Origin of the sequence: Pantoea sp. Mb-10 (assembly GCF_021272205.1) — a bacterium.
Lineage (GTDB): Bacteria > Pseudomonadota > Gammaproteobacteria > Enterobacterales > Enterobacteriaceae > Pantoea.
This window is the reverse complement of the sequence record NZ_JAJSDX010000001.1, coordinates 616,320-634,154: the sequence shown is the minus strand read 5'-3', so window position 1 is coordinate 634,154 and position 17,835 is coordinate 616,320. Positions and strand designations below refer to the sequence as shown.

The following is a 17,835-nucleotide window of genomic DNA, read 5'->3' as shown; positions in this document are numbered from 1 at the left end:
CAATGACAACACTCTCTTCGGTAACAAACGTCACGCCGATCATGCCCCGCGTGATGTCGGCACCCTCCAAGGTACCTGACACGCATGGACGCATGGTTAACGCCAACGCTGAAAACGCGCCGGAAATTGACAACAAGCCTCCTTCACAGCCGCGTAATAGGTCACAGGCAGGCCCGGCCCGACACAGGCTGCAACGGTTATTTGAGCAGATGGGACAGTTGCCCGAAGCGCAGCGTGCGTGGCCCGTGAAAGCGATGCTGGAAGGCGCGTTGCGTCTGGCAGAAAAGCACCAGGCTGCGAAACCAGATGAAGGCGGCCCACTGCCAGGGGATCGCACCGCGCTGGCCGATGCTTTATTAAATCCACTGGGTAACACGACGCTGGGTGAAATGCTGGAGAAGGCGACAGACTACCTCGCTTTTAAAACGCTGCATGAGGGCGTTGCCAGCACCGTAGATGAAGGGAATGTGCCGGCGCCAGAGCGGCTGCTTGACAAGGTCCAGGATGCGGCATTTAACCGCGCAAAGATAGACCTGTTTCGTCAACAGTTACAAAAGCGCATGTTAAACGATTTGGAAGAGAAAAAAGCGGACGCGCGCGGCGAGGCGAACGGTCTGCGTCAGCATCTGCGCGAGCGGCTGGACAGCGAGGCGCAAGGCAGTGAGTCCAGAGAACAAACCTTATCGCGCATGATGAACACCTTCAATGATCCACCGCCGATGAAATCCGACAAAGAGATTTTTAACGACATTCTCAAGTTAATTACCCATATGCAGGATGCGTTTATGCAGCCCTTTATTGGCGCGGCGGAAAAAATGCGTGTCTATTATGATACGCTGTCTACACTGCGAGACATCATCGCGAAAAACGTAAAGGCTGAAGATGATAAAAATGTCAAGATTACCCGGAGCGAAATATTTAAAGCTATCGAGGAGATGATTAATCAATTTAGCGGCGAGGCTGGCGTATTGCATCAGGCGGACTCTGAAGAAGAAGCGCGAAGTATGCGCGAAAAATTTGGCTCAGGCGTGGTGACTCAGGACCCTAAAAGCGGTAAGTGGGTGGTGAAAATTGATATTACGCAGTTGAATGATATGAATAAAACGGCCCGCGATACGCTGACAGATGATAAAACCTCATTGACCGCATACAATAACTTTCTTTCTGCAGTCGATGCTTTTCTTACGCGCGAGCAAAATAAAACCAGTAAAATAACGAATCAGCTGGAATATTATAATAAGTTAATTAATAACGTGCAGGATACCGTGACGCAATTCTATAAACAAATGTGTGAGCTGGCGATAAATTTTTTACGCATTTAATGTTGGTGTTATTTTATTTTTAATGTGATCGGCATTCCTTTTATTTCCTGAGCGTGCGCCCGTGCGTCACGTTTATACCTTACCAAACATATAAAGGAGAAATTATGTGTCCTTCTGTTAATGTTTCTTCCTTGCCAGCCATTCCCCCGGCGCCGCCGCTGCCCCAATGTGGCGGCACATCCTCAATGGCCAGGGTGGCGCGGGAGTTAGCGGGTGTCCGTAATAGGCCACAGGACGCTGGAAGGCCTGCGCCAATGCTGTCGAAGACAGCGGATGTCGCGCAGCACGCTGAGGCCCAACGTTTAGGCGCGCGACAGCTGGCAAACGTTAACCTCACTGCGCAGCAGCAGGAAGAGGAAAAGCGCGCGGCGCTCTGCAATGCGCTGAGCACCAGCGGCGTGGAAAGTAAACATATCCACGCCGCTTACGATGAAATCACAAGCGATGAATCACCGAATATGCGGCGGGCGGGCGGTGCAGCCAGCGTAAGTTTCACCGAGCTGGTTGCTAATGACTATCAGCGCGCGACGGGAGAAACGTTGAGCGTTAAATCGGTCGAGGTACAGGCGCTTGCCCAGCGCGTCATGGTGCTGTTCAACAAAGGCGAGATCGATGGCGCGCAGCGCGATGCGGTGTTTAACACGCTAAAAAAGGTAGGGCTGCATAAGCCAGCTGCCTACGTTGAAGCGATGGTCGCTTCGGTGGTAACGGCCATTAAAACGGTTACCGCAGACGATGTCAGCACCGCAATACGCACTGGTTTGGTGGCCGTAATGAAACAACAGGGGATTGCGCGTCTGGACGAGAAATCGCTGACAATCGGCGTTGATTATTTCGATCGCCTACTGCATAAAATCGATGCTTCGTTGCAAGGCGCGACCCGCGAGATGGCCATGCGTACCGCGCTGGATGCGCTGCGCTATTTTATGCTACCCCCTGCGACCTCGGGTGCGGATAAAGCCGATCCCTCTTCAACCTCTGCCCCCCCGGCACAGCCCGATATAGGAGCAGGTCCTTCTGACACGCCGCTGACCGCATATGAAGAGGGCGACAGGCCAGCAAACGCAGCGGGCCCGTCAGGCACACGCAGCACGTTGCCGCGAACGGCGATCCCGGCGCGTGGTGCGCTACCGGAGCAAGACGAGCAGGCTGACACGGCAGACGCTGAGCCTGCTCACGCGCAGCCATCGACGCTCAAGGGGATGGCCCGCCGCGCGCGGGTGCCTGTTGGGCGCGAAAATCCGGCAGACGTAAGTGCCTCGCCAGAGAAAAACCTGCAAATACATATTCACAACAACCATTCGTGGTCTCACAACGGCGTGCCGATGCCGCCGCCCAGCCTTGGGGTGCCAATCGCATCCGCACCGCCGGCTCACGCCGCCCAAGCGATTCAGCGGCCCGTGCAGACGGAGTCATCGGTTCACGCCGCGCAGCCTGTTCAATCCGTTCAGGTTGAGCCCTTCATTCAGCGTGCGCGGACCGGCCAGCGTACAGCATTTTCGGCGCTGGTGAAGGCGGGGGGAGCAACCCCGCCACCCGCACCGTCTATGCTCGTCGCTCAGCCCAACACGGGCATGAATGAACACGCGTCGTTTCAGGAAAAGCTGGCCTTTTTCCGCGGGCGGGAAACCACCGCGCTTTCGCCGACGCGCACATTGAGAACGTTCAAGCACGCTATCGTCGCCAACGATCGTTATATTTCGGCGACCTCCGGTATTCGAGGTCGCGAAATACAACGCCACCTTCAAAAAACGACCTAACGCGAAATAGCAGATACGATCAATGAAAGACACCATTCATCGCATTATCACGGAATGCACATTTTCTTATCCTCTGACGGAAGAGGTTTCGCTCATCTACGATCTGTATATGGATTCGATGATGTTTACCGAAATGGTTATCGCGCTGGAACAGGCTTTTGCCATTGAAATCAGCGATGCTGAAACGCAAAACCTCTTTTTAGTGCGGGACGTTTATCGCCTGGTTGAAAAGAAACGCGGCGCGGTCTCGCCTTAATCCCATGCTTCACGCGATAAAGAGGTCCACTGTTGACCTCTTTTCGCCGCCACTGAGAATTTACTTCAAAATTAAGACAACTCATTACACTTCGAGTAAATGTAGAGTGCTATTGTCCTTTCTTTAATGAACTTTATTACGCGCGCTGAACTGATTAAGGGGAAGCTGCGGATAAGGGATGTCACAGATTTTGGTTTGTTTTTTTTGTTTATTATAACCTCTACAAGAATTGTCTTATTATGAATCAGGTATATCTCTTCAATGACGCTGTTTATTTTTATGCTGAATATGGTCGGCTACTAAATCAACGTAATGGTTGTGAAGCCACGGTAAGTCAGGCGGGTACCCGATGTCTGCTGGCATTATTAGATACGCCCGGAGAGGTGGTGAGCGCCGAAGCGCTGATTTATGCCGGCTGGGGAAGTCAGGGAATTGTTGTCACGCCAAATAGCCTGAGACAGATGATTAATCAACTGCGGAAAGCAATAAAGAAGGTGGGTCTGCCGGATGACACCCTTATTACACAGCCGCGTATTGGATATAAATTAAACCACGTAATCCGCGTCAGGCTTTTAAAGCATCCACCCGGCGATGCGGCAAAAATTGCCCCGGTGAAGGAGGCGCTGTGTGTGAACTCGCCGGTTATTGAGGATGGCTTGGCGCGGGATAATGCCGCTTTTGCTGAAGCGTCCGCCTTGAATGCTCAAGCCGCTGTGGTGACCCCGCCAGTCTCGTCAACTCCAGGCAAAGGAAAGGCATTTTACGCGAGAGTTCCCCCGTGTTTGACGCGTTACGCTATGCTTTTCCTGTTTATTGGCTGCGTGCTAATCATGGTATGGAATATTTTTTTCTGCGCGCGTGATATCGACATTGTCACACCACACCAATGCCTCGAAAATATAAGTCTCACAACATTAAACCATCGATATCACGGCATTCCTGCTTTTCATGATGTTACCGCGCAAGACCAACCTTCTGCACACGAAAAAACAAGATGGATTAATCGCAGCAACCTCTTGGCGTTTAGCCTTCAAGGTGATGACCGCGTTGTTTACATTAACGGGGTTTTTCATGCGGGCGCGCTGCATTTTCTTCGGTGCAAATAGGTATGAGCTCCACCCCGGTGTGACGGCATGGGCGATAAGTGATGAAGGCGGCGCAAGGTGAAGGACGTTAACGTGAGCGTGACCGAGTGAAGCGCGCGCTGCGCTTTCCGTTGTCGGGTAAACGGTGTGATGCGTTGCCGTTTATCCGCAAGCGGCTGAGTGGAGTGCACGGCGGGGCAATCTCTTGGCGACCAGTGATGTTGTGCATTGTATCGCTCGCATCGTTCTCCTCCCTCATCCTTTTGCTCGCGGTGGATGCCAGCGGTAAGGGCACCAACAGAAGCCATGACGACGCTATTTAGCCTTACGCAACAGTGATTTATCTCTCAACTCTGCAGGAGCGTTTTTTGATATTTCCCGCACGCGCAATCATCTACTTTTCCGGGTGCCCACGCAGGCGTGCCTCGCTTTAAATGACGGTTCGTCGCAGGAATATTCTGTCTTAGGAAAAAGCATGATAGCGGTTAACTTGCCCCGAACATCTTCGATGATGCCAGTAGAACGCCATCCAGGCGCGACAACGCAGCAGCCCCATATCCCTCAATTAGCCAGCACGCGTGCGGTGAATCAGTGCTCAGCGCTGCCCGCGCGCGCGGCTTCGCCCGCCACAAGCGTGCCTGTCACCTTTGCGGCTCAGGTGGTGCATGCGCATAGGGTTGACGCGGTGCCTTCTGACGCCGCGATAATGGGCACCATGATGCGTGCGGACAGCCCGCCTCGTAACCGCGCTGACGGGCCGGGCACGCGGCGCGCGCCGCCTGATTTGCCGCATGCTGAGGCCGCTGACCACGCTTTGGTACGCGCCGCAAAAAATATTGGCAAGACCACGCTGCAGGTCGGCGCGACGGTCGGCGCCTGCAAGTTGGTGCAGCAGGGGATTCAGGAAGGCGTATCCCTCCTGCTTAAGAACAACGTTTTCTCTGCCGCAGGTCTGGGCGCAGCAGCGGTAACAGCGCCTTTTATCGCGAATGTCATCCAAATCGCAACGGATCGTCAGCAGGATACCGCCACGAAAACCGGTGCGATTGCCAGCTATATTAATGCGCTACTGCCTGTAGCCGCCTGCGCGGGCTTGTCTGTCGTGTCGGGGCCTGCGCTGGCTGCGGCTGCCCCCACGCTGGTTTCTGCCACGCTGTATAGCGTTATCCGCGAAATGGCGAGTGTGGTGTTTGCGCTGGCGGACAATAACCGCGGTCCGGATTCCAGGCGGGCGACGACCTTTTCAGCCGTGGCCTACGGGCTGAATCAATCCGCCGTTAGCCTCGCACAGGAGAGCATTGCTGCGCAGGTGAATGACGCCATAGGACTCATGATGGCAAATACCGTGATTAACACCGCTGGCGAGGTTGTGGACACGTTAGTGAATAAAAATGCGCAGGCGCTGGCTCAGCACAACGACGCCCTGACGGTGAGTGCCGCCCTTCAGCCGCGCGAGCTTGCCAATGCAGGTAAAATCACTGAGATCCTGTTTCAAAAGGCACCCAAGCGACTGTCGTTTATTGAAACCATTGTGCTGGGCTCTACTTTTATTCATCTTGTGCTTAAAAATACGCTGCCACCGGCGCAGGCCAAAGCGGCCGAGTACACCCTCAACGGGGCGCTGATCGCGCTGGCTTATGTGCCATTCGTGTTCGCAGGTCAGCAAAAAGCGCCGCTTTCCAACGTCGAGCTGGAGGCGGTGGTCATCGATGCGCTGCAGTCAGCGGCAGACAATGCGTCTGAGCAGCAAACCCTGCATGCGGACGGCGTGCCGTCAGGTGGGGAGGATATCGCGCTGCAGGAGGTGATCGTGCATCGGGTGTTGCCAGTGCCCGAGAGGCCCGCACCGGGTGATACTGTCGTGGACATCGATTCCGACGCCGACGACAGCGCTACGCGAATTAAAGAGACAAGGCTGTAATGCGCCTGACGCCGCTGGATTGTCGCAGGCGCGTCAGGCTTAGTTTTTAGCGTACTTCGCTTCCAGCGTGGCAAACCACGGCGCCACGAAATCCTGGTTCTCCCCCCAGCCGGGAATAATCTTGCTGAGCGAGGCCATGTTCACGGCACCCGACTGGCTGTTTAGCTGCTGTTGGCTGATGGAAGAGGCTTTGAACTCATAGCTGGCTGGCGTGGCGACGCCACCGATTTTGTTCGCCACCAGGCGCATATTTACGGCACCGATGGTTTTGGGATCCACCGCCACCGTCTGCACCCACGGGCTGCCTTTTTGGTGCATTAGCTGCAGATCCTGGTTAGAAACGTCGATGCTGTAGAGTTTGATCTCCGTGCGGCCGTTCTCCTGCAGCGCCTTATACGCGCCCTGGCTGAACGCATCCCATGCGCCCCAAATAGCATCGATTTTTCCTTTCGGGTACTTGGCCAGAATGGCACCTATCTTGTTTGCCGTATCGCCCTGTACATCGGAAGAGACCGCGCCAATCGACTCCAGCTGGTGAATACCTGGGTTTTCTTTCAACAGCTTTTCATACACGACCTGACGACGCTCCATGGCGGGAAAACCGGCTACCCAGAGCTTCACAATATTGGCTTTGCCGTGAAAATCGTTGATCAAGCTGCCGAGTGAGGTCTGCGCCAGCGACGCGTCGTTTTGCGCCGTGACGGTCACGCCCGCGATCGGCGTATTGACGGGCGTATCAAACACGGACACTTTAATGCCCGCATCGGCGATGCGCTTGACCAGCGCAGTGGCATAGGGATCTTTGCCGTGCGACAAAATAATCCCATCATATTTTTGACTAATGGCTTGGTTAACGAAATCCTGGAAGCGGGCATCATCGCCGTTACTGAGGAACGTGCTGACCTTAAAACCCAGTTTGCGGCCCTGCTGGATCGCCCCGGCGACAAATTGCGTCGTGTTGTCGTCCGAACCGAGGTTACGGATGATCGCAATACGCACCGGACCGTTATGCTGCGCAATCGCCGCAGGCACGGTAGTTGGGGTGTCAGCAAAGGCAGCGCTGGCCTGCAGCAGGCTCACGGCCAACAGCGAAAGGGGGATTTTTTTCATTGTGTTCTCGTTCTCCGTGGTCGCGCCCTAGCGGCGCTGAATGTAAGTGATGGCCAGCGCCAGCGCCAGCACCAGACCTTTGATGATGTCCATGGCGTAATAAGGCACCGACAGCATCACTAACCCGTTTTGCAGCACGCCGAGAATCACTGCGCCCACCAGCGTGCCAAGCGCGTTAGGTTTCCCCGATCCCGCCAGTGAAAAACCTATCCAGGCGGCGGCAACCGCATCCATTAAATAACCGCCGCCGGCATTCACCTGTGATGAACCAATGCGCGAGGCCAGCAATATGCCGCCCAGCCCCGCTAGCAGGGATGCCAGCACATAGGCCAGCACGCGATAGCGCGTGGTGCGGATGCCGGAGAGGCGCGCGGCTTCCGGATTGCCGCCCAGGGCATACATGCGACGGCCGTGTTTCGTCAGTGAAAGCGCCAGCTGGGCGACCACGGTGATCACCAGCATAATGATCACTATCGTTGGCACCTGGCCCAATTCGCCAAAGGCGGCAGGGATCGTGCCCTCCGCCATATCGCCGTTGGGCATCACCATGTTTTCAGTGATGGATCCACCAAAGCTGTAGGTCATCGCCACGCCCTGAATCACGAATAGCGTGGCCAGCGTGGCCAGCATGTCCGGGATGCGCAGCACCACGATTAAAAAACTGTTGAACAGTCCCACCAGGGTACACAGCAGCAGCGTTACGGCGATCGCTTCGGCAGTGCCGAACCCGTGCCAAACAAACAGTGAGATCACCAGCGCATTGGCCAGCGAGGCGGTAGCCCCCACCGACAGGTCAAACCCGCCGATGGTCAGTGAAATCGATACGCCGATGGCAATCACGGTGACGATAGCAATCGAGCGCAGAATGTTGACGATATTAGTGGGCTCGAGAAAACTGTCGGAGGCGAGGCCAAACGCGGCGATCAGGATCACCACCGTCAGCAACATGCCCCATTTATACAGAAATTCGAAAAGCTGGTGGCGCAGGGACGCCTGGGCATTCAGGGATAGTTCTTTGCTGCTCACGCAGGGGTTCCTCCAGTGGAATAAAGCAAAAGCGTCTCTTCTGTGGCCTCGCGCGCGTCCATCTCTGCCACAATGCGCCCATCCCAGAGCACACAAATGCGGTCGCACAGGCCAAGCAGTTCCGAAAATTCGCCTGATGCGTAAATAATGCCTTTGCCGTCGCGGGCCAGGCCGTCAATCAGCGCAAACAGTTCGGTTTTGGCTTTGACATCCACCCCTTTGGTGGGCTCGTCAAAAATCAGCACATCGGCGTTATTGCGCAGCCATTTGCCAATCGCCACTTTCTGCTGATTGCCGCCGGACAGACGGCGCAGTGTTTGCCCTGGCCCCGAGGTGCGTACATTCAGCCGCTGGATCACGCGCTCTGCCCAGCGCCACGCCTGACGATAGCTGAACAGGCTGGCGCGGGAGAAACTGCTGTCGGCGCTCACGCTCAGGTTCATGCTCACCGACTCGTCAATAAAAATCCCTTCTTTACGCCGCTCCTCCGGTACCAGCGCCATGCGCTGCGCCACCGAATGGTGCGGCGATTGCGGACGCCAGGGCTTACCGTGTAGCTCACCGCGTTGCACACGACTTTTGGTGGCACCAAACAGCGCTTTGCACAGTTCCGTTTTGCCGGCGCCCGCCAGGCCTGCAATGCCAAGAATTTCGCCCTTGTGCAGACGCAGTGAGATATCCCGTAGCCGCTGGTCGTCGTGTAACCCTTCCACGGCCAGCAACAGCGGCTGGCGTTGAGGTGTACGCCGTGGCGGATAGATATCGGTCAGGGCGTGACCGAGCATTCTCTCGACAATCTGCTCACCGCTCAGCGCGGCCATCGGCCCGCTCTCTATCAATCGACCGTCGCGCAGCACGGTTAAGCGATCGCAAATGGCCTTGAGTTCATGAATGCGGTGGGAAATAAAAACCACGCCGATACCGTTCTGCTGCAGGCGGCGTACTACGGTAAACAGTCGCGCACTCTCATGCTGATCGAGCGGCGCAGTGGGTTCATCCAGAATCAGAAAGCGACAGTGGTGGGACAAGGCGCGGGCGAGCAAGATTTGCTGCTTCTCCGCCAGTGAGCAGCGCGCCACCAGGCGGTTAACGTCCAGATTGACGTCCAACTGCGCCAGCAGCGTGCGCGCCTGGTGACGGATATCGCGCCAGCGGAAGCCGTGGCCGGGCTCCGCCAGCCGATCGAGCAGAATGTTCTCCGCAATCGTCAACTGCGGTACCAGCGCCACGTCCACTTCCTGCTGGACCAAATGAATGCCCAGCCGTTTGGCGTCGCGTGGAGAGCGGATCGAGACGGCTGAACCATCCAGCAGAATGTCGCCGCTGTAGTGCGCATGCGCACCGGAGAGCACCGCCATCAGCGTGGATTTTCCGGCACCGTTGGCGCCGGTCAGGGCGTGCACTGAGCCACCGTCGGCCACAAAATTGACCTGGGACAGCGCGGCGAAGCCACCAAAGGCGAGAGAGATGTCATGCATCTCAAGGCGGTTTATCGCACGCATTCTTTCGGCACCTATTGTTAATTCGCGTGGTCGCATTTTTTCCTGAAGCCGTCATCCGGGCAACGAACGAAAGGCTATAAGCTAGCACGAATCCTTATTAGCCATCCAGACATCTGGACATAATGGCGTCTAAAACTGGCTGTAGACGCAGGCGTGGCAGAAGCGAGGGGGGAAAGCCGCAAAAAGTAGCGATTTATCCTGATAAGGGCAGAGGCTGAAAACGAACCAGATGGGAATAAACCGCAACAGCACAGGCTGCGTGAGAGGGGGGAATGCGAGAAAAGGCCTCACCGACGGTGAGGCGATAAAACGCGATTAGGTCTTTTTTTTATAAAGGGCTTCGCAACGCTGAAACAGGAACGTGTAAAACTGATAAATGCCAATAAGGGCAAATACGTCAGTGATTAACGCAACAGAATTACCCGTTACTGCATAGCGATGAGGATCGTCAGAAAATATAATCGGGAAGGCGGTTATCACCCAGAATATATTTATCATTGCGCGCCTGTAGCCACGTATTTTCGTCCTGTTCTGCGTAATGTTATCCATATTACCAACGGCATTGTCCAATGCCAGCATTGCCTGAGCCATTGCTGGCATTTTTGCCGCCACCATAAGGGCTGTTATTACAGGAACCTAACGCGGCCGACACGCCGCCGAGTGCACCACCCGCAACGATACCGGCGGCACCGCCCACGGTGCCCGCTATCATGCCGGTAATGATGCCGGCACCGACCTGATTCTCACAGGTTTTAGGCACACCGCTGTAATTCCCGCCTTTACCGCCTCCTGCGCTGTTACCGCTGCCGGGACCGTGTTTATCGGAATAATTGCCTGCGCCTGCGACGATAGACATTTCCTCTGGGCTTAACGTTCTCATAACTGACTCCTTGTGCCTGTGTGTGATTTAAAATACGTTATCACGAGGGCGAAGGAATTAAATTAGTCAGTAAAGTAAGTGGGTTTTCTAATATATATTTATGAATGCGATTCGCCGATTAACGATTTAAAAATCGCGCGGCATAACGTAATGAAAAAAATATTATTTTCACGACTAAGCTGGATGAGGCGCGCTGCGACAAGGCAACAGGCGCAGGATAAAATAATGACTGCCGTATGACGTTTTGTGAGAAAGATCCCATCTGAGGCTGTGGTCGAGACACATAAAAGGGGGGCCTTTATGGCCCCCTCAACGCGGTATCGCTTACGCTTTCTCCGGCACCACCTTTAGCAGGGCGGTCAGCAGTTGCCAGTAAAGGCCGACGCTCTCAATGTGCACCTGCTCATCCGGCGAGTGCGGGCCGGTAATGGTCGGTCCAATCGAGACCATATCCATGTTCGGGTAGGGCTTTTTAAACAGTCCGCACTCCAGGCCCGCATGGATGACCTGAATGTTCGGCGTTTTGCCAAACAGCGCTTCGTAGGTTTTGCGCGTCAGCGCCATCACCGGCGAGTCGGCGTCTGGCTGCCAGCCGGGATAGCCGCCTTTCGGCGCAGTCTGCGCCCCCGCCAGCTGACCCAGCGACGTCAGCGTCTCCACCACCCAATCTTTGCCGGTGTCGATCAGCGAACGGATCAGGCAGATGATCTCCGCCTGCGCGTCATCCATTGTCACCACGCCCACGTTCAGCGAGGTTTCCACGACGCCTTTTGCCACGTCAGAGTTGCGGATCACGCCGTTTGGCGTGCTGTTTAACAAGTTAATGAAGCGATCGCGGCTGTCAGCGGTCAGCGCCTGGCCCTGATGCGCCAGGGGCTCGCTCAGCAGCACAATGTTCTTCTCTTTTGCGCCAAGTTCATTGTGCAGCATCGCCTGGAAGTGGGCGGCGGCAGATTTCAGCGCATCGACCTGATGACTTTCGACCGCCAGCGTGGCAAAGGCCTCACGCGGAATGGCGTTGCGCAGCGTGCCGCCGCTAAAGGCGATCAGGCGCAGATCCAGCGCCTGCGCGTGCGCGGCAAGGAAACGCGCCAGCAGCTTATTGGCGTTGCCCAGACCCAGGTGAATATCCGCGCCGGAGTGGCCGCCTTTCAACCCTTTCAGCGTCAGCTTGAGCGTTTCATAACCGGCAGGCACGGCTTCACGGTTCAGCGGCAGCGTGGTGATGAAGTCGATACCCCCGGCGCAGCCCATGTAAATCTCACCTTCTTCTTCGGAATCGGTGTTGATCAGGATCTCCGCTTGCAGCCAGTTAGGTTGCAGGCCAAAAGCGCCGTCCATACCCGCTTCTTCTGTCATGGTGAGCAGCACTTCCAGCGGACCATGCGTCAGACTGTTATCCGCTAATACCGCGAGCGCAGAAGCCATACCGATGCCGTTATCCGCGCCCAGCGTGGTGCCGCGCGCTTTGACCCACTCGCCGTCGACGTAAGGCTGGATGGGATCCTTGGTGAAGTCGTGTACGGTGTCGTTGTTCTTCTGCGGCACCATATCTAAGTGCGCCTGCAGCGCCACGGGCGTGCGGTTTTCCATGCCAGCGGTCGCGGGCTTGCGAATCAGGATATTACCGACCCGATCGCGTTCAACCCAAAAACCTTGTGCTTTTGCCCAGCCGACCACGTATTCGGCTAAAGCTTCTTCATGGTAAGAAGGGTGCGGAATCGAACAGATTTTGGCAAAAATATCCCACAGCGGCTGCGGGGAAAGTTGCGACAATTCAGACACAACGCGTCTCCTGTGTCAGCGTGGCGGACAGACCGCTCGCACGCGAGGTTCCAGTGAAAGTTCGGTGTCAGCCGGGCTGACGTGGTGGGCCTGAGAATATCACTGTTTCTGGTCGGGTGCGTATCAGGCGCGCTAAAAACCTGCAACCGCGCCGCCAGGTGCTGGTTTTTGACGCGTCAGATCCTTATAATCTCGCGCAACCTTTTCCCCCTTGCACATTTTTACGCCACTTTTCGTGGTTGGGATTCCTTTTATGAGCGAAAAATACGTCGTCACCTGGGACATGCTGCAGATTCATGCCCGTAAACTGGCCCAGCGCCTGCTTCCTGTGGAACAGTGGAAAGGCATTATCGCGGTGAGCCGCGGTGGTCTGGTGCCGGCTTCTCTGCTGGCGCGTGAACTGGGGATTCGCTACGTCGATACCGTCTGCATCTCCAGCTATGACCACGATCATCAGCGCGAAATGAAAGTGCTGAAGCGTGCAGAAGGCGATGGCGAAGGCTTCATCGTGATTGACGATCTGGTGGACACCGGCGGCACCGCGCAGGCCATCCGCGACATGTACCCGAAGGCGCGCTTCTGCACCATCTTTGCTAAGCCAGCAGGCCGTGCGCTGGTGGACGACTACATCGTGGATATTCCGCAGAACACCTGGATTGAGCAGCCGTGGGACATGGGCGTGGTCTATATTCCGCCTATTGTTAAAAGCTAATCATTGCAGTGATGACAGCGCCCGGTTAAGCCGGGCGTTGCGCTTTCTACGCCTCGCGCCGCGGCGATCGCTGCAGTAAACTCTTAGGCATGATGCGTCTACCGCAGGAGTGCGCCGAAGATGTCCACGAAAAACCTCAGCGAAGAACTCTTTAAACCCCGCTTTAAACACCCTGAAACCTCAACGCTGGTGCGCCGTCAGCATCACCATCCCATCCAGGTGCATTCTGCGCTGGAAGGTGACACGCAGCGCGGCTGGTATCGCATGCTGAATAAACTGCTGTGGACCTGGCGCGGCGTCTCGCCGCTGGAGCTCAGCGACGTTTTGGCGCGCATTGCCGTCAGTAACGCAGAGCGCACAGACGATCGTCTGCTGGATACAGTGATGGGCTACCGCGGCGGTAACTGGAATTATGAGTGGTCAAAACAGGGCGCGCGCTGGCAGCAGCAGGCCATGGACGCGGCGCAGTCGGACGAGGCGGGCCATCACTGGCTGCAAGCCTCGCTGCTCTACAGCCTTGCGGCGTACCCGTTTATCAAAGGCGATGCGCTTGCCGACCAGGCGCAATTACTGGCCAATCGTGCCTATGAAGAGGCCACGCAGCGCCTGCCCGGCGAGCTAAAATCGCTGACATTCTCGATTCCCGGCGGCAGTCCGGTGACCGCTTTTCTGCATATGCCGCCGCAGGTATCGCCGCCGTATCCCACCGTGCTGCTGTGCGGCGGGCTGGACGCGCTGCAAAGCGATCACTATCGCTTGTTCCACGACTATCTGGCGCCGCGCGGGATTGCCATGCTGACGCTGGATATGCCGTCGGTGGGCTTCAGCAGCAAATGGACGCTGAATCAGGACACCAGCCAGCTACACCAGCATGTGCTCCGGGAACTGCCTAACGTGGCGTGGATCGATCACACCCGCGTGGCGCTGTTGGGCTATCGGTTTGGTGCCAACATCGCCACCCGGCTGGCCTATCTGGAAGTGCCGCGGCTGCGCGCGGTCGCTACGCTGGGTGCCATGGTGCACAGCGTATTCGTGGACACCGCGCGCCAGCAGCAGTTACCGGATATGTATCTTGATATGCTCGCCAGCCGTCTGGGCATGCCGTCGACCTCGGACAGTAACCTGCGCATTGAACTCAATCGCTACTCGCTGAAAATTCAGGGCTTGCTGGGCCGCCGGACGCCGGTGCCGCTGCTGGCCGCGTACTGGCCTGGCGACATTTTTAGTCCAGAAGACGAGTCGCGACTCATTGCCAGCTCCTCGGCACACGGCAAAACGCTGTTGATTCCTGCCCAGCCGGTTTTTGCACCGTTCAATCAGGCGCTGAATCAACTTTGTGATTGGTTGGCGAAACAATTGCGCGTCTGACTGGCGAATCTCTCACGCTCTGCTAAAACTTATAGCCGGGACAATCTATGTCGCGGTTACGATAACCGCAGCGACAGCACTTTACGGTTTTACTGAGGGAGAATTAGCATGACGTTACCGAGTGGTCACCCCCGTAGTCGCCTGCTGAAGCGCTTCACTGAACTGGGGCCGTACATTCGCGAAGGGAAGTGCGAAGAGACGCGTTTTTTCTTTGACTGCCTGGCTGCCTGTGTCAACGTTAAGCCTGCACCGGAAAGCCGCGAATTTTGGGGCTGGTGGATGAACCTTGAGGCGCATGAGGATCATTTTACCTATGAATATCGGTTTGGCCTGTTTGATAAAGACGGTGACTGGAGCGTGGCGACCATCAAAGGGAAAGAGAACAACGAAAAGGTCGAGAGCACGCTGCGCAATTTCCACGAGCGACTGAAAGCGCTGCTGCACGATCAGAAGCTGGATCTCCGCCCTGCTAAAGGCTTTAACGATGAGCCGGTGAAGCTCACCGCCTGATTGCTGGCGCGTGCGTTAAGATAAAAGAAAGAGCCGGTGATGAGCCGGCTCTTTTTTTATAGACACAACTGAGGGAAGGGCGCCTGCGCAGGCGTAGACCCGTTAGAACTGGTAAGTCAGACCAACCGCCACCACATCGTCGTCGTTCAGGCTGAGTTTGTTGTCGCTGTCGAGCTGGTTGATTTTGTAATCCACAAAGGTCGACATATTTTTGTTGAAGTAATAGGTCATGCCCACGTCGATGTATTTCACCAGATCGGCATCGCCGATACCGTTTTCCATGTCCTTGCCTTTGGTCTGCACATAGCCGATAGACGGACGCAGGCCGAAGTCGAACTGGTATTGCGCCACCAATTCCAGGTTTTGCGCTTTGTTTGCTGCGCCAGAGGCAATTGACGCACCCTGCCAGCGCGCGCCGGTGAGCGGGGTCATATTGCGTGTTTCGGTGTAAATCGCCGCCAGGTAAACGCTGTTGGCGTCATATTTCACGCCTGCGCCCCAGGATTCCGCTTTATCGCCGCCGCCGTAAACGCGGTTTTTCTGCGTCAGCGTGGTGTTCGATGAGGTGATTGCGGTCATCAGGCTCACGCCGCTGTCGCCCAGGCTATAACCCAGTGACGCGCCGTAGCCGTCGCCGTTTTGGCGCGTGCCGTCGTTGGCCGCGCCACTGGTGCCGAGTCCACGTGCATTCGGGCTGGTGTCGTCGTTTTTACCCTGGTATTGCAGGGCGAAACGCAGGCCATCAACCAGGCCAAAGAAGTTGTTATTGCGATAAGTCGCCACGCCCGTGGTGCGCTGGGTCATGAAGTTGTCCGTGCGTGCCGTGCCGTCACCGCCAAACTCTGGGAAGACGTCAGTCCAGGCTTCCACGTCGTACAGCACGCCATAGTTGCGGCCATAGTCGATGGAGCCGTAAGGGCCAAATTTCAACCCTGCAAAGCCCAGACGGGTTTTGTTACCGCTGTTGGCGTCCGACCCTTCAGAGTTGCTCGCGCTGTACTGATATTCCCACTGGCCGTAACCGGTCATCAGGTCATTGATCTGCGTTTGGCCTTTAAAGCCGATACGCACGTAAGATTTGTCGCCGTTGCTGGAGTCAGCGTCGCTGAAGTAGTGCTCTGCCTTCACGCGGCCGTAGAAGTCCAGCTTATTACCGTCTTTGTTATAGACTTCTGCGGCCTGTGCAGCGGAGGTCAGCGCCAGCGCAGAGACCAGAATTGCCAGTGTGCTTTTCTTCATTTGCTATCAATCCCAATGAGTAAAATTTGTTGTACCCGTGAAAGGTTTTGTAAAACTCGGGGACGTTTTACCCTGCGGCGATGAAAGATTTATGACAGTTTTACGCGCTTCTTGTTAACTGCGAACTTTTGGTCTAAGCGATTGTCAGGGGATTTTTAGGCTTTTCCCCCCGTCAGTGTTGGCTTAATCGTTCACTCCTGTTAAAACGTCCGTTCGCAGAATTTTTTCTCACAATGGCAGGAAAAACATGAGTGGCAGTCAGACCCTTGTGGTCAAGTTGGGTACCAGCGTGCTGACCGGCGGTTCGCGTCGGCTGAATCGTGCACACATGGTGGAGCTGGTTCGTCAGTGTGCACAGCTGCACGCGGCGGGTCACCGCATCATTATCGTGACCTCGGGCGCTATCGCCGCAGGGCGCGAACACCTCGGTTACCCTGAACTGCCGCCGACCATCGCCTCAAAGCAGCTGCTGGCTGCGGTGGGGCAGAGCCGCTTGATTCAGCTGTGGGAACAGCTTTTCTCCATCTACGGCATTCACATCGGACAGATGCTGCTGACCCGTGCCGACATGGAAGATCGTGAACGTTTCCTCTACGCGCGCGACATGTTGCGTGCGCTGCTGGATAACCACATTGTGCCGGTGATTAACGAGAACGACGCCGTGGCCACCGCTGAGATCAAGGTAGGCGATAACGATAACCTTTCGGCGCTGGCCGCGATGCTGGGCGGCGCCGATAAACTGCTGCTGCTCACCGATCAGCAGGGCTTATTTACCGCCGATCCGCGCACCGATCCTAGCGCGTCGTTGATTGGCGATGTGCACCAGATCGATGACGCGCTGCGCACGCTGGCGGGCGGCAGCGTGTCGGGTCTTGGCACCGGCGGCATGGCCACCAAGCTGCAGGCAGCGGACGTGGCCTGTCGCGCGGGCATTGAGGTGATTATCGCTGCGGGCAGCCGCCCGGACGTGATCGGCGATGTACTGAATGGCAAGCCGGTAGGCACGCGCTTCCACGCGCAGCAGTCGCCGCTGGAAAACCGCAAGCGCTGGCTATTCGGCGCGCCGCCCGCGGGCGAGATCACCATTGACGACGGCGCGCTGTCTGCGGTGCTGGAGCGCGGCAGCTCGCTGCTGCCGAAGGGCATTCGCACGGTTCAGGGCAACTTCTCACGCGGTGAAGTGATCCGCATTCGCAATTTGCAAGGCCGCGATATTGCGCGCGGCGTTACGCGCTACAACAGCGACGCGATGCGGATGATCGCCGGGCATCACAGCCAGGAAATCAGCGACATCCTGGGATATGAGTATGGCCCGGTCGCCGTGCACCGCGACGACATGATCGTCAGTTAAGGAGGGGA

The 17,835-nt window shown here is 56.3% G+C and carries 15 protein-coding genes; 9 read left to right on the top strand and 6 right to left on the bottom strand.

What is annotated here, in order from left to right:
* Positions 1-2 precede the first annotated feature (2 nt).
* From LU196_RS03005 to LU196_RS02985, 5 genes are all read left to right on the top strand, one after another.
* Entirely contained in the window at positions 3-1,322 is a 1,320-nt protein-coding gene (locus LU196_RS03005) for a hypothetical protein (RefSeq protein ID WP_232761475.1), read from the top strand.
* A 254-nt stretch (positions 1,323-1,576) separates the two neighbouring features.
* Positions 1,577-3,082, top strand: a complete 1,506-nt coding sequence (locus LU196_RS03000; RefSeq protein WP_232761476.1) for a hypothetical protein — start codon at positions 1,577-1,579, stop codon at positions 3,080-3,082.
* A 22-nt stretch (positions 3,083-3,104) separates the two neighbouring features.
* On the top strand, positions 3,105-3,338 hold the full coding sequence (locus tag LU196_RS02995; protein ID WP_232761477.1) for an acyl carrier protein: 234 nt from the start codon (positions 3,105-3,107) through the stop codon (positions 3,336-3,338).
* A 239-nt stretch (positions 3,339-3,577) separates the two neighbouring features.
* Entirely contained in the window at positions 3,578-4,444 is an 867-nt protein-coding gene (locus LU196_RS02990; RefSeq protein ID WP_232761478.1) for a transcriptional regulator, read from the top strand.
* A gap of 487 nt (positions 4,445-4,931) precedes the next feature.
* Complete coding sequence (locus LU196_RS02985; RefSeq protein WP_232761479.1) at positions 4,932-6,344, top strand: hypothetical protein; 1,413 nt, start codon at positions 4,932-4,934, stop codon at positions 6,342-6,344.
* Between the two features lie 39 nt (positions 6,345-6,383).
* Here the strand turns inward: LU196_RS02985 and LU196_RS02980 are convergent, their stop codons facing one another.
* The 5 genes from LU196_RS02980 to pepD all read right to left on the bottom strand — a co-directional run bounded on the left by LU196_RS02980 (position 6,384) and on the right by pepD (position 12,647).
* The gene (locus LU196_RS02980; protein ID WP_232761480.1) at positions 6,384-7,454 is read right to left on the bottom strand and encodes a sugar ABC transporter substrate-binding protein; all 1,071 of its coding nucleotides are present in this window, start codon (positions 7,452-7,454) and stop codon (positions 6,384-6,386) included.
* Between the two features lie 27 nt (positions 7,455-7,481).
* The gene (locus LU196_RS02975; RefSeq protein WP_232761481.1) at positions 7,482-8,480 is read right to left on the bottom strand and encodes an ABC transporter permease; all 999 of its coding nucleotides are present in this window, start codon (positions 8,478-8,480) and stop codon (positions 7,482-7,484) included.
* Positions 8,477-9,982, bottom strand: a complete 1,506-nt coding sequence (locus tag LU196_RS02970; RefSeq protein WP_232761482.1) for a sugar ABC transporter ATP-binding protein — start codon at positions 9,980-9,982, stop codon at positions 8,477-8,479. Before LU196_RS02970 ends, LU196_RS02975 begins: the two co-directional genes overlap by 4 nt.
* A gap of 550 nt (positions 9,983-10,532) precedes the next feature.
* Entirely contained in the window at positions 10,533-10,862 is a 330-nt protein-coding gene (locus LU196_RS02965; RefSeq protein WP_232761483.1) for a hypothetical protein, read from the bottom strand.
* Between the two features lie 324 nt (positions 10,863-11,186).
* Positions 11,187-12,647 (bottom strand): beta-Ala-His dipeptidase, encoded by a 1,461-nt coding sequence (gene pepD / locus LU196_RS02960; RefSeq protein ID WP_232761484.1) that lies wholly within the window; start codon positions 12,645-12,647, stop codon positions 11,187-11,189.
* Between the two features lie 253 nt (positions 12,648-12,900).
* On the opposite strand from pepD, the gene gpt reads away from it, so the two are divergent.
* The 3 genes from gpt to crl all read left to right on the top strand — a co-directional run bounded on the left by gpt (position 12,901) and on the right by crl (position 15,237).
* Complete coding sequence (gpt, locus tag LU196_RS02955) at positions 12,901-13,359, top strand: xanthine phosphoribosyltransferase (protein WP_007887137.1); 459 nt, start codon at positions 12,901-12,903, stop codon at positions 13,357-13,359.
* A gap of 120 nt (positions 13,360-13,479) precedes the next feature.
* Positions 13,480-14,727 (top strand): esterase FrsA, encoded by a 1,248-nt coding sequence (gene frsA / locus LU196_RS02950; protein ID WP_232761485.1) that lies wholly within the window; start codon positions 13,480-13,482, stop codon positions 14,725-14,727.
* 108 nt (positions 14,728-14,835) lie between these two features.
* The gene (crl, locus tag LU196_RS02945; RefSeq protein WP_232761486.1) at positions 14,836-15,237 is read left to right on the top strand and encodes a sigma factor-binding protein Crl; all 402 of its coding nucleotides are present in this window, start codon (positions 14,836-14,838) and stop codon (positions 15,235-15,237) included.
* A gap of 102 nt (positions 15,238-15,339) precedes the next feature.
* Here crl and LU196_RS02940 read toward each other — a convergent pair whose 3' ends face one another.
* Positions 15,340-16,476, bottom strand: a complete 1,137-nt coding sequence (locus LU196_RS02940) for a porin (protein ID WP_232761487.1) — start codon at positions 16,474-16,476, stop codon at positions 15,340-15,342.
* Between the two features lie 247 nt (positions 16,477-16,723).
* Here LU196_RS02940 and proB point away from each other — a divergent pair, with 247 nt between their 5' ends.
* Positions 16,724-17,827 carry a glutamate 5-kinase gene (proB, locus tag LU196_RS02935; protein ID WP_232761488.1) on the top strand — a complete coding sequence of 368 codons (1,104 nt, stop codon included), beginning with the start codon at positions 16,724-16,726 and terminating at the stop codon, positions 17,825-17,827.
* The last annotated feature ends 8 nt before the right edge of the window (positions 17,828-17,835 follow it).

Coding starts and splice junctions, on each gene's coding strand:
- LU196_RS02940 (WP_232761487.1), bottom strand. CDS start 16,476: ATGAAGAAAAGCACACTGGCAATTCTGGTCTCTGCGCTGGCGCTGACC.
- proB (WP_232761488.1), top strand. CDS start 16,724: ATGAGTGGCAGTCAGACCCTTGTGGTCAAGTTGGGTACCAGCGTGCTG.
- LU196_RS03005 (WP_232761475.1), top strand. CDS start 3: ATGACAACACTCTCTTCGGTAACAAACGTCACGCCGATCATGCCCCGC.
- LU196_RS02995 (WP_232761477.1), top strand. CDS start 3,105: ATGAAAGACACCATTCATCGCATTATCACGGAATGCACATTTTCTTAT.
- LU196_RS02990 (WP_232761478.1), top strand. CDS start 3,578: ATGAATCAGGTATATCTCTTCAATGACGCTGTTTATTTTTATGCTGAA.
- LU196_RS02985 (WP_232761479.1), top strand. CDS start 4,932: ATGATGCCAGTAGAACGCCATCCAGGCGCGACAACGCAGCAGCCCCAT.
- LU196_RS02970 (WP_232761482.1), bottom strand. CDS start 9,982: ATGCGTGCGATAAACCGCCTTGAGATGCATGACATCTCTCTCGCCTTT.
- LU196_RS02980 (WP_232761480.1), bottom strand. CDS start 7,454: ATGAAAAAAATCCCCCTTTCGCTGTTGGCCGTGAGCCTGCTGCAGGCC.
- gpt (WP_007887137.1), top strand. CDS start 12,901: ATGAGCGAAAAATACGTCGTCACCTGGGACATGCTGCAGATTCATGCC.
- frsA (WP_232761485.1), top strand. CDS start 13,480: ATGTCCACGAAAAACCTCAGCGAAGAACTCTTTAAACCCCGCTTTAAA.
- crl (WP_232761486.1), top strand. CDS start 14,836: ATGACGTTACCGAGTGGTCACCCCCGTAGTCGCCTGCTGAAGCGCTTC.
- LU196_RS02965 (WP_232761483.1), bottom strand. CDS start 10,862: ATGAGAACGTTAAGCCCAGAGGAAATGTCTATCGTCGCAGGCGCAGGC.
- LU196_RS03000 (WP_232761476.1), top strand. CDS start 1,577: ATGCTGTCGAAGACAGCGGATGTCGCGCAGCACGCTGAGGCCCAACGT.